Genomic DNA, 11,967 nt, shown 5'->3' with positions numbered 1-11,967 from the left:
ATGAGTAAAAAGTACATACTATCGTTAGATCAAGGAACTACCTCTTCACGTGCTATTCTGTTTGACCACAGCGGTACAAATGCTGGAGTTGGTCAAAGGGACTTTGAACAGATATTTCCTCAGCCAGGCTGGGTAGAACACGATCCGATGGAGATCTGGGAGTCTCAGCTCTACGCTGTACGTCAGGCCTTCAAATCGGCTCAGGTCACCTCCGAAGCCGTTGCAGCCATAGGTATTACCAACCAACGCGAAACTACTGTGGTTTGGGACAGAGAAACCGGAGTGCCGATCTACAATGCCATTGTTTGGCAAGATCGCCGAACAGCAAAGTATTGCGACCAGCTCAAAGCAGATGGACATATTGAGAATATCAAGGAAAAGACCGGGCTGATCATCGATGCCTACTTTTCTGGGACCAAACTGAAGTGGATCTTGGACAATGTAGAAGGTGCGAGAGAAAAAGCAAAACAGGGCAATCTTTGCTTTGGAACTATAGACACTTGGCTGATCTGGAAACTCACAAATGGTAAGAGCTTTGTTACCGATGTGAGCAATGCCAGCCGTACCATGCTGTTTAATATTCACACTTTAGACTGGGATAAAGAGCTGTTGCAACTGCTTAACATTCCAAAAACGGTCTTGCCTCAGGTAAAATCCAGCAGCGAGGTCTACGGAGTAACCGCTAGTGAAATACTTGGCGGAACTGTTCCTATTGCCGGTATAGCCGGAGACCAACAAGCCGCTCTCTTTGGTCAGCTCTGTACCGAGAAAGGGATGGTGAAAAATACTTACGGTACGGGTTGTTTCTTGCTGATGAATACCGGCGATAAGCCTGTTTATTCTAAAAACAACCTACTTACAACCATAGCCTGGCAGATCGATGATCAGGTGGCCTACGCCTTAGAGGGTAGTATTTTTGTAGGAGGTGCTGCTGTGCAATGGATCCGAGACGGATTAAAACTAATAGACGATGCCAAAGAAGTTGAAGCTTTGGCCAGCAGTGTGACAGACAATGGAGGCGTTTATTTTGTGCCTGCATTGACCGGACTTGGAGCACCACATTGGGACCCTTACGCAAGAGGCGCTATAGTCGGACTAACGCGAGGGAGCACGCAGGCGCATATTGCCAGAGCAACGCTAGAAGGTATTGCTTACCAGGTATACGATATTGTAAAAGCCATGGAAGCCGATTCTGGAGTGGCCGGCGCAGAATTACGAGTAGACGGCGGTGCTACAGCGAATAATTTACTCATGCAGTTTCAATCAGATATCTTCGGATTTCCAGTAGTAAGACCAAAGTTATTAGAGATCACTGCGCTAGGGGCAGCGTATCTAGCTGGCCTGGCTGTTGAGTTTTGGCCAGATCTGGACTCCTTGAAGTCACAGTGGAAAATAGACCGCAGCTTTGAGCCAGAAATGGATCGGGCTCAAGTAGAAGAGTATCTCAGCACTTGGCATAAAGCGGTGAAACGCGCAGCAAATTGGATAGAATAAACAACTAAAGAATATAAAAAATGACTCCTTTTATAGCAGAAATTGTGGGCACCTTCATTTTAATGGTATTGGGAAATGGAGTGGTCTGTAATGTGGTACTCAAAGGAACCAAAGGAAATAATTCCGGTTGGATCGTAATCACAACAGGTTGGGCCATGGCAGTCTATGTCGCAGTTCTTATTGCAGGACCATACAGCGGGGCCCATATCAATCCTGCCGTGACCATTTCTCTAGCTATTGCTGGATTGTTTGAATGGTCGCAGGTTCCGATGTATATCGGGGCGCAATTCATTGGAGCTATGGCAGCGATGCTTGCCCTTTGGATAACCCATAAAGATCATTATGACGCTACGGATGATGCCTTAGGAATTCGCGCCACTTTTTGTAATACTCCAGCCATTGCCAACAACTTTAGAAACCTGATGACAGAGATCTTAGGTACCTTCGTTTTGGTGTTCTCTGTCTTTTACATTGTAGGACCAGAGCTTTCTGTTGGAGAACAAGAAGGCATTATTGGACTGGGATCTTTAGGAGCAATTCCTGTAGCCTTTATAGTATGGGCAGTCGGTATTAGTTTAGGAGGACCAACTGGTTATGCTATCAATCCGGCAAGAGATCTCGGACCGCGGATTATGCATGCTATTTTACCGCTAAAAGGAAAGACCGATTCTGGTTGGAACTATGCTTGGATTCCTGTTGTGGGTCCGTTAATTGGGGGTGCTATTGCAGCCTTGTTGTACTTAACGATGCAATAAACAAAAAAAGCCTTTCCGATATGGAAAGGCTTTCTTATCTCAGTTAAGTTCGATTATAGGTCTGATAATGTATCAACTCGCAAGCGACCGTTGTTTCCATCCCAACTGAAAGTACCGTAACCAGCTGCTTCTGAAGTTCCACAAGCAGGCGTATCGTAAATGAATTCCCCTCCAAAGAAATAATAAGCTAAAGACCAAGTAGCTACCCTTGTTGCAAAGGTGGTTGTTTGATTGTAGCCAATAAATTCACGATAACCGGCGGTATCGTAGAACCAGACATGCGGAAATGTCTCGTTGTAAAAACAGGTTTCGGTAAATGAGTCATTCGTTTGTGCTCCATCTTGATTAATGTACATGTTCGACCCTTGAGTGATCACGATCTCATCCACAATAAGAAGATCTGTAGCAAAGGTAGAGTGCTCTCCTGCTGGAGACGTATAAACAGCTCCGCGATGAATTGCATCCCAGTTGCCTTCAAAGCCGCCAGGGGTTGCATAATCGTCATCGAAAGTACCCATGGCCAGAGAAACATCACCTCCGCGAGAGCGCTTATAGGCTACCACATAAGAATCGGTGCCGTCAAAATCAAAATGCTCTACCACTAGGCGTTTCTCGTTGTTCAATACGATGCTGAAAGAACCGCGGTCTCCAATAAAATAGAAACGCTCCGGGTCTGACACGTCTTGAACGCCTTCGAAATAGACGTCTCGCTCAAGCCCATCGTTTACCTTGTGTAATCTCGCCGCTGCTACCAAACCGCCTTTTTCGGTGGTGTTTATTGCCAACGTTCCTTTGGTCTTTAGGTCATAGCTGGCAATGATTCCTTTAAATAGTCCGCTGTTAGAATTGTCAAATTCAGGATCTGGTTCCAAATCCATGATCGCTGCAACTCTATCTGCCGTTGTGGTCTGTAGTTGAATTTCTTCTGAATTGTCTGCGCTGCATGCTGCTAATCCGATAGCCGCAATTGCAATGAGTAGTTTTTTCATTCCTAAGGATTTAAGTCTAAGAATAGACATGTTTGGTTGTGAGAATCGTTGTCCAGATACTTCTGAGCTGAACAGTCCTTAAAATTCGAACTTTAGAATTCCTTAGAAAAGGGGGTTTTCCCCTGTTTTTCGAATATTTAAGGCATAAAAAAAGCCTCTCCATAAGGGAAAGGCTTTCTTGTTATAAAGTTATAAGCACTTAATCTGCCAAGACAATCACTTTGTTGTCGCTCATCTCTACAGTTCCTGAAGTGATCTCTAAGCGAGTGATGCCGTCTTTACCTTGGGTAAATTTATCGGCTACGTCTTCGTCTAACTTTACATCGCCCCAAACCTTAACGGTTCCAGGACCAAGTAAAGAAACAGTGGCTGCGTGATTGTTCAGCATTTGGAATTCTCCTTCAACACCAGGTACAGCTACAGAGTTTACCTCGCCGCTAAATAGTGTTGCTTCTGGAGTTACGATTTCTAAATGCATCTTTTAATTATTTGGTGATTAAGCTTCGGCTAACATTTTCTCTCCGGCTTCAATGGCTTCTTCGATTGAACCTTTCAAGTTGAATGCCGCTTCTGGTAGGTGATCTAGCTCACCGTCCATAATCATGTTAAATCCTTTGATAGTTTCTTTGATATCTACAAGTACTCCTGGGATACCGGTAAACTGCTCTGCTACGTGGAAAGGCTGAGATAAGAAACGCTGTACACGACGTGCACGTCCTACGGCCATTTTATCCTCTTCAGAAAGTTCTTCCATACCAAGAATCGCGATGATATCTTGAAGTTCTTTGTAACGCTGTAGCAACTCTTTTACCCGTTGCGCACAGTTGTAGTGCTCGTCTCCTAATATGTCAGCAGTAAGGATACGAGAAGTAGAATCTAGTGGATCCACCGCAGGGTAGATACCTAGCTCAGCAATTTTACGAGACAATACTGTAGTTGCATCCAAGTGAGCGAAAGTTGTCGCTGGAGCAGGGTCAGTAAGGTCATCCGCAGGTACATAAACCGCCTGTACAGAAGTAATAGATCCTTTCTTGGTAGAAGTAATACGCTCCTGCATAGCACCCATCTCTGTTGCCAAAGTTGGTTGGTAACCTACCGCAGAAGGCATACGTCCTAGAAGTGCAGATACCTCAGAACCCGCTTGTGTAAAACGGAAGATGTTATCTACGAAGAACAGTACGTCTTTACCTTGTCCGTCTCCGGCACCATCACGAAAGTACTCAGCAATAGTCAATCCAGAAAGTGCTACACGAGCACGAGCTCCTGGAGGTTCGTTCATCTGTCCGAATACAAATGTCGCTTTAGATTCTTTCATGGCTTGTTTGTCTACCTTAGAAAGATCCCATCCGCCTTCTTCCATAGAGTGCAAGAAGTCGTCACCGTATTTGATAATTCCAGATTCCAACATCTCACGAAGCAAGTCATTCCCTTCACGAGTACGCTCACCTACACCGGCAAATACTGAAAGTCCACCGTGTCCTTTTGCGATGTTGTTGATCAATTCCTGGATCAATACTGTTTTACCTACACCAGCTCCACCGAAAAGTCCGATCTTACCACCTTTTGCGTAAGGCTCAATAAGGTCGATTACTTTGATCCCGGTAAATAGCACCTCTGTAGAAGTAGAAAGATCTTCGAATTTTGGTGCTTCGCGGTGAATAGGAAGTCCGTTGTCTCCTGTTTTAGGAAGGTTTCCAATTCCGTCGATAGCATCTCCAATTACGTTGAAAAGACGTCCGTAAACATCTTCTCCGATTGGCATCTGGATTGGCTGCCCGGTTACTTTAGCATCTACACCGCGGCTCAAACCGTCTGTAGAATCCATAGAGATGGTGCGAACTGTGTTCTCACCGATATGCGATTGAACCTCAAGTACTAAGGTTCCTCCACCTAAGGCAACTTCTAGAGAATCGTAGATTTGTGGAAGCTCCTGACCACTTGTAAACTCTACGTCTACAACAGGTCCGATAATTTGTACAACTTTACCTGAAACGTCTGACATTTGTTCGGATTTAATTTCTTCATTTAGAAGAGCTAATAAGCCCCTCATTTTTAACGGTGCAAAGATAGTTCTTTAACCGAAAAAATGGGAGGCTTAAATGCTTTTTTTGAGAAATTTTTACTCTACCGTTACAGACTTGGCTAAGTTTCGTGGTTGGTCCACGTTTTTACCTAGCATTACGGCGATATGATAAGAGAGCAATTGCAGTGGAATTGTAGTCACAAGTGGCGTTAAAGCCTCCGGAGTTTTTGGCACTTCCATTACGTAATCGGCAATTTCGGTAACTGTGGTATCTCCTTCTGTCACTACGGCAATGATCTTTCCGTCGCGTGACTTGATCTCTTGAATGTTACTTACCACCTTTTCATAGTGGTTGCTGTTCACAGCGATCACCACTACAGGCATGTTCTCGTCAATTAATGCTATAGGACCGTGCTTCATCTCTGCAGCCGGATATCCTTCTGCGTGGATGTAAGAGATCTCTTTGAGTTTCAAAGCACCTTCTAAAGCCACTGGGAAATTGTATCCACGACCTAAGTACAAGAAGTTTGCCGCGTCTTTGAACTGTTTGGCTACAGCTTCAATATGATCGTTGGTCTTCAACGCCTCTGCCACCTTTTCTGGAATTAGATCCAATTCGCGCAGGTGCATCATATAGTTACTTTGCGACATTGCGCCTTTCTCTTTGGCCAAACGCAAGGCCATAAGCGTTAATACAGTGATCTGTGTAGTAAAGGCTTTGGTAGAAGCCACACCAATTTCAGGACCAGCGTGCGTATAAGTTCCACTGTGCGTCTCTCTTGAGATGCTAGAACCAACCACATTACATACTCCATAAACAAAGGCTCCTTTAGACTTGGCCAATTTGATCGCCTCTAAGGTATCTGCAGTTTCTCCGGATTGCGAAATGGCAATGACCACATCGTTTTCCGTGATGATGGGGTTGCGGTATCTGAACTCCGAAGCGTATTCTACCTCAACAGGAATTCGCGCCCACTCTTCAAAAATATATTCACTCACCAAACCGGCGTGCCAGCTGGTTCCACAGGCCACAATAATAATTCGGTCTGCGTTCATGAACTTTTGAATGTGATCTTCCAAACCACCCAATCGAACAATCCCTTGATCTGCAAGCAAACGCCCGCGATAGGTGTCTTTTATTACCGATGGCTGCTCGTAGATCTCTTTGATCATAAAGTGGTCGTATCCACCCTTTTCTATTTGTTCTAGGTTCAACTGAAGCTCTTGTACATAAGGATCGACCAATTTGTCGTTCTTGATCTTGCGCACGCGAACCTCACGCCCTAAACGGATAATAGCCAATTCGCCATCTTCCAAATAGATAGCATTGTTGGTAAATTCTATGAAAGGTGTAGCATCACTGGCAACAAAGAATTCGTCATCACCAATTCCGATTGCTAAAGGAGATCCTAGTTTTGCAACAATGATCTCGTTGGGTTTCTTTCTGTCGAACAGCGCAATCGCATAAGCTCCGACCACTTGGTTTAGAGCGATCTGCACCGCTTTACCCAACTTTACCTTTTCTTCTTTCTTGATCTCCTCTATGAGATTGACCAATACTTCAGTATCGGTATCTGACTTAAAGGAATAACCGCGTTTTTCTAGTTCCTTCTTAATGGTCGCATAGTTTTCTATGATCCCATTGTGAATTAAAACCAAATCCCCACTGTTAGAAATGTGTGGATGCGAGTTGATATCGTTTGGCACTCCGTGGGTTGCCCAACGGGTGTGTCCAATTCCTAAATGTCCGGTTTTGGAAATGTGTACATCTGCCTTTTTAGAAAGGTCTTCTACCTTTCCTTTGGTCTTACACATTTCTATATCATTTCCGTCATAGAGTGCAATACCCGCCGAATCATAGCCACGGTATTCTAAACGACGAAGTCCGTTGAGTATAATAGGGTAAGCATCTCTATGGCCAATGTAGCCTACAATTCCACACATAATTTCTGGGTCTTATTCGGGGTCTGTGTAATAGATGGTTAATTTAAGACGCTTGGCCGCATCGGGCGAAGCGTTACCGTGCACTATAGTACCTTCCTGAGAGTTTACACCTCCCGGAGGAACATTATTGATATCTTCACTCAAAGGACTCTCTACTTTTCTAAAGTTGGTAGTGATCACATCTTGAACCACCGCCAAGCCGAGTCGAACATTGGTCGAATCTCTAAGAATGATGTTGTTCAGATGTGTGGTGAGTCTGAGTTTATAGCTGATACCATTATCGCTCGCATCACGGACTACAGCCCCTAAGTGCGTGCTTTTAAAATCGTTGGCCGTATTGGCAAAAGTATTGTCCAATTCGTAATCTATCAAGACTCGACGATTGTCCATGTCATATAAAAAGAGCCTGTCGGGTTCGTTATTACCGCCTGGCACTTGATCTGTATCGACAAAGACCTCTAAGTTCGCTTCGTTGATCAACCAATCATTGGCCTTCAACTCTGTGAGTTGGTCTGGCTCTCCGTCGCCATCGGTATCTGGTCCAAAAAGCTCAATGACACCTATAGAACCTTCTCCTCCTTTTAAGTAAAGGTAAGGCTCTCCATTGGTCGTGTCTTGATCTGCAAGTAGCAATTCAATAGCAGGGTTGTAATCTGCATCGAATACATTTACGGTAATTCCTTGGAAATTGAATCCTACTTCATCTTCAATGGTGATGGTATCGGTAGTGTCGCCATCGCCGTCGGTGTCGGCAACATCGATAGCCTGATAGGTATACGCGATCTCTAGAGATGCTTCCGTGATATCAAAATAGAACAGTACTCCCTCATCACCCAAAGGGGTAATTTTAAAGTACATGCCTCTAAAATAGTCTTTAAACGCATTGTTGGAACTCAGTTCTGGAGTACCTTCCATATCCAAGATCAATTCATTCCAAAAGTCAACGGGTAATTCCACGCGCAATTGCGGTTCTAAGACCTCTTCGTCGTCTTCACCTTCGTTAATGGTAATGGCTTCTGCGGATGGGAAAAAGCTTAAGTCCTCATAGATCAACTCGCCCATAAAACTCTCAAAGGTCGGCCCTTGGTCTGAGAAGTAATCTTGTGGATCCTCGAATCCAGTTTCAGGATCAAAATCCTGCAAGAAATAATTAGACCTGAATATCTGCAAATGTACTGGCTGATCACCATATACAGAGTCTAAGATATAGGTGTTAGCCTCATCCGCAGTAATATCCAAAGTATTGAAATAAGGGATGGACAGGGTCACCGTCTGAAATTCCGGCTCGTCATTGAAATTCGGACCAGGCTGATTGAACAACAACTGGGTTAACACATTGGCCGTTGTTCTTCCGTAAATAGGATCGGTATAGGTACCTAACTGATACGAATTCAGTCCGTTTGTTTGTACTCTTGGGGTACGCGCAGTATAAGATACTATCTGAGTGCCCTCAAATATGCTAGTTTCGAAATTATTTCCTCCAATGATATTTCCACCGAGAGTAGTGGAATCTTCATCACAAGCAACGGTGATCGCTCCGAGCACCAATGCCGCAAGAAACACGCGATAGGTGTTCAAGCTGTTCAATACGCTTTTCATAAAATTATAACACTTTGGAGTTGTAAAAGTCCAAATACGCTTCGGAAAAGGAATCTTTATTGTGAAAGTTTAACACAGGCTTATCCCATTTTTTAAGATAATCTTCCAATTCCTGAGGAATCTCTTCTGATCCAATAATGGCAGCATCAGAGTGCGAGATAGCAACACGCATGATACTGTTGTAATCGGCTTCGTTAAGTTCCTCTAGAGCATCTCCTTCGATTCCGTCGAATTTGACCTTTTCTACCATGGAACTATCTAACGTGCCTTCAAAGCCAGTATTGTAAACTGAAGTAACAATCTTGCTGTTTTCGAAAAGCGGTTCTTCTTTGTAGTATTGACGCAGGTAAAGCGGGAACAAAGACGCCAACCAACCGTGAACGTGAATGATGTCTGGTGCCCAGTTTAGTTTCTTTACCGTCTCTATAACTCCTTTGGCAAAAAAGATAGCGCGCTCGTCGTTGTCTGGGAACAAGTTACCATCTTCGTCTGCAAAGGTTGCTTTGCGCTTAAAGTACTCTTCATTATCAATAAAGTAAACCTGCATACGCTCTTTAGGTATAGAGGCTACTTTTATGATCAACGGCATATCCATATCGTTGATCACCAAATTCATTCCAGAAAGGCGGATCACCTCGTGCAATTGGTGACGACGCTCATTGATATTGCCATAGCGCGGCATAAAAATTCGTATCTGTCCGGAGTTGTTGTTCACTAAGCGCGGAGCTTCAAACGACATCGAAGAAATCTCGGTCTCTGGCAAATAGGGAATTACTTCAGAAGACACATACAAGATTCTTTTATCTTTCATACAGGATTGTTAATTAGTGATGTTTTTCAAAAACTCTGCAAAATTACGAAAAATTAGTGAAGATTCCCGCTAAACTCTTAATTTTGCGGGCCTTCTAGCAGATTCAAATGGCCATTTGTACCAGCATATCGACCTTACAGCAAACCTTGAGCCAAAAACGCGCAAGCGGAGCACAAATTGGGTTTGTTCCCACCATGGGCGCGCTTCACGACGGGCACGGATCCTTGGTGACCCAAGCGCTAGCCCAGAACGACTGTGTGGTGGTGAGCATTTTTGTGAATCCGACCCAGTTCAATAATGCCCAAGATCTGGAGAAATATCCCCGCCCTTTTGAGCAAGACGTTGCGTTTTTAAATGCTATAGATCCGGAGATCGTGATCTTTGCTCCAGAGGCTGCGGATCTTTACGGCGGAGCTGTGCAGGCCAAGTCGTATCGTTTTGGCGCTATTGAATCGGCCATGGAAGGCAAACACAGACCAGGCCATTTTGACGGCGTGGGAACTGTACTAAATCTGTTGTTCAGAGCTGTATCGCCTACACGAGCCTATTTTGGAGAAAAAGACTTCCAGCAGTTACAGATAGTGCGCAAGCTTGTGGCTTTAGAGCGATTGCCCGTAGAAATAATAGGTTGCCCGATTCACCGTGCGGAAAATGGCTTGGCAATGAGTTCTCGGAATCGCAGATTGACTCCGCAGCAACTAGAGGCAGCTCCCTTTATCTTTAAGATATTAAAGAAGACACAAGACGAATTCGATTCTAAGTCGATTCCAGCGCTAGTTCGTGAGGCAGAAGCAGCCTTTGCCGCGAATCCGATGCTCGACTTGGAGTATTTTGAGATAGCGGCTACCGATAATTTACAAACCGCTTACCGCAAACATCCTAGTAATACGTATAGAGCCTTTGTAGCGGCCTTTGCCGGCGAGGTAAGGTTGATCGATAATATGGGACTCAACTAGGGTAAAAAAATTAATACCTTTGCAGCATGCAAATTCATGTAGTTAAATCAAAGATTCACCGTGTAAAAGTTACCGGTGCCGATCTGAATTATATTGGCAGTATCACCATAGATGAAGATCTTATGGACGCCGCTAATATTGTGCAAGGAGAGAAAGTGCAAATTGTAAACAACAACAATGGCGAGCGTTTAGAGACCTATGCCATTCCTGGGCCTCGCAACAGTGGTGAGATCACCCTTAACGGTGCCGCTGCCCGTAAGGTTGCCCCTGGCGATATCTTGATCTTGATCACTTACGCGATCATGAGTATGGAAGAAGCCAAGAATTTTAAACCTGCGCTGGTATTCCCGAATGAGGAGAATAACCTCCTACAATAATCCACACATTGAAAAAGGGCCTGCTCAAATTCCTTAAGGTTGGAATTCCGATAGGGATAGGAGTTGCTTTGATATGGTTCTCCCTGAGCAAAATGGGACCAGATTCTCGTGCAGCGCTTTGGGAAAATATCAAAACTGCCGATCCGTTTTGGATCGGGGTTTCGCTCTTATTGGGCTTTGTGAGTCACTTTATAAGAGCCTACCGCTGGAAATACTTGCTAGAACCCTTAGGCTGCCACCCAAGACTAGCCAATAGTTTTATGGCTGTAATGGTGGCTTATGTGGCCAATTTGGGCATTCCCAGATCTGGGGAGGTCTTAAGAGCAGTGACCATTGCGCGTTATGAGAAAGTGCGGTTTGAACAAGCTTTTGGGACCATTATCTCGGAACGTGTAGCAGACCTCATACTGCTCATAACCGTTGTAGCCACAGCCTTTGCCCTACAGAGCGGCAATCTGCTCAATTACTTTGAAAGTCAGCAAGTGAATCCGCTTTGGGCAGTTCTAGCCATAGCGATAGGATTTGCGGGCTTATTGATCGCTATTAGGGTTATCCGTTACAGTAAAAATCGATTGCTACAAAAGATCAACACCTTTCTAATTGGCATCTTGGACGGCACCAAGAGTATCTTAAAAATGAAGCGCAAAGGAGCCTTTATTTTTCAAACCCTGCTGATCTGGATTTTCTATATCCTAATGTTCTGGGTAATTAAATACGCCGTGCCGAATATGGAAGAAACTCCTTGGGGTACCATTATGGTAGCCTTTGTGGCGGGGAGCTTTTCTATGTCCACCACCAACGGTGGCTTGGGGATCTTTCCCTACCCTTTGATCATCGGTGCTGTTTTTGCCTTTTCTGGAATACCGCAGGAACAAGGTGAAGCCTATGGCTGGGTAATCTGGGGGTCTCAAACGGTATTGAACATCATTATTGGGGGAGCGTCTTTCTTGCTACTGCCCATTCTCAATGCCAAGAAATAATTTTTTACCTTACGGGGCGTAATTAACTAAGTCCCTTAT

At 44.5% G+C, this 11,967-nt stretch carries 11 protein-coding genes; 5 read left to right on the top strand and 6 right to left on the bottom strand.

Going from position 1 to position 11,967, the window contains the following annotated elements:
• Both glpK and BTO09_RS06965 read left to right on the top strand, forming a co-directional pair.
• A complete protein-coding gene (gene glpK, locus BTO09_RS06970; protein WP_087524088.1) occupies nt 1-1,494 on the top strand; it encodes a glycerol kinase GlpK in 1,494 nt (497 codons plus the stop codon).
• A gap of 20 nt (nt 1,495-1,514) precedes the next feature.
• On the top strand, nt 1,515-2,249 hold the full coding sequence (locus BTO09_RS06965) for an MIP/aquaporin family protein (protein ID WP_087524087.1): 735 nt from the start codon (nt 1,515-1,517) through the stop codon (nt 2,247-2,249).
• Nucleotides 2,250-2,302: 53 nt separating this feature from the next.
• Here BTO09_RS06965 and BTO09_RS06960 read toward each other — a convergent pair whose 3' ends face one another.
• The 6 genes from BTO09_RS06960 to BTO09_RS06935 form a co-directional block, all read right to left on the bottom strand.
• Nucleotides 2,303-3,238, bottom strand: coding sequence for a hypothetical protein (locus tag BTO09_RS06960; protein WP_087524086.1), 936 nt, complete (start codon nt 3,236-3,238; stop codon nt 2,303-2,305).
• A gap of 199 nt (nt 3,239-3,437) precedes the next feature.
• Complete coding sequence (locus BTO09_RS06955) at nt 3,438-3,716, bottom strand: F0F1 ATP synthase subunit epsilon (RefSeq protein WP_087524085.1); 279 nt, start codon at nt 3,714-3,716, stop codon at nt 3,438-3,440.
• An 18-nt stretch (nt 3,717-3,734) separates the two neighbouring features.
• Nucleotides 3,735-5,240 carry a F0F1 ATP synthase subunit beta gene (atpD, locus tag BTO09_RS06950; protein ID WP_087525511.1) on the bottom strand — a complete coding sequence of 502 codons (1,506 nt, stop codon included), beginning with the start codon at nt 5,238-5,240 and terminating at the stop codon, nt 3,735-3,737.
• A gap of 117 nt (nt 5,241-5,357) precedes the next feature.
• Nucleotides 5,358-7,205 carry a glutamine--fructose-6-phosphate transaminase (isomerizing) gene (gene glmS, locus BTO09_RS06945; RefSeq protein WP_087524084.1) on the bottom strand — a complete coding sequence of 616 codons (1,848 nt, stop codon included), beginning with the start codon at nt 7,203-7,205 and terminating at the stop codon, nt 5,358-5,360.
• A gap of 12 nt (nt 7,206-7,217) precedes the next feature.
• On the bottom strand, nt 7,218-8,804 hold the full coding sequence (locus BTO09_RS06940; protein WP_087524083.1) for a DUF4270 domain-containing protein: 1,587 nt from the start codon (nt 8,802-8,804) through the stop codon (nt 7,218-7,220).
• A gap of 4 nt (nt 8,805-8,808) precedes the next feature.
• The gene (locus tag BTO09_RS06935; RefSeq protein WP_087524082.1) at nt 8,809-9,615 is read right to left on the bottom strand and encodes a glycogen/starch synthase; all 807 of its coding nucleotides are present in this window, start codon (nt 9,613-9,615) and stop codon (nt 8,809-8,811) included.
• A 107-nt stretch (nt 9,616-9,722) separates the two neighbouring features.
• Between BTO09_RS06935 and panC the strand changes: the two genes are divergently transcribed.
• Genes panC through BTO09_RS06920 form a run of 3 tightly spaced genes read left to right on the top strand, consistent with a single transcriptional unit; the run spans nt 9,723 to nt 11,928 of the window.
• Entirely contained in the window at nt 9,723-10,571 is an 849-nt protein-coding gene (gene panC / locus BTO09_RS06930; RefSeq protein ID WP_087524081.1) for a pantoate--beta-alanine ligase, read from the top strand.
• Nucleotides 10,572-10,597: 26 nt separating this feature from the next.
• Nucleotides 10,598-10,948: an aspartate 1-decarboxylase gene (gene panD, locus BTO09_RS06925; RefSeq protein WP_087524080.1), complete on the top strand. Its 351-nt coding sequence runs from the start codon at nt 10,598-10,600 to the stop codon at nt 10,946-10,948.
• A gap of 8 nt (nt 10,949-10,956) precedes the next feature.
• Nucleotides 10,957-11,928 (top strand): lysylphosphatidylglycerol synthase transmembrane domain-containing protein, encoded by a 972-nt coding sequence (locus tag BTO09_RS06920; protein WP_087524079.1) that lies wholly within the window; start codon nt 10,957-10,959, stop codon nt 11,926-11,928.
• Nucleotides 11,929-11,967: the final 39 nt, after the last annotated feature.

The organism is Gilvibacter sp. SZ-19, from assembly GCF_002163875.1.
Taxonomy (GTDB): domain Bacteria; phylum Bacteroidota; class Bacteroidia; order Flavobacteriales; family Flavobacteriaceae; genus Gilvibacter.
Note: the sequence above shows the minus strand (reverse complement) of the source record. Positions and strands in the feature narration are given on the sequence as shown.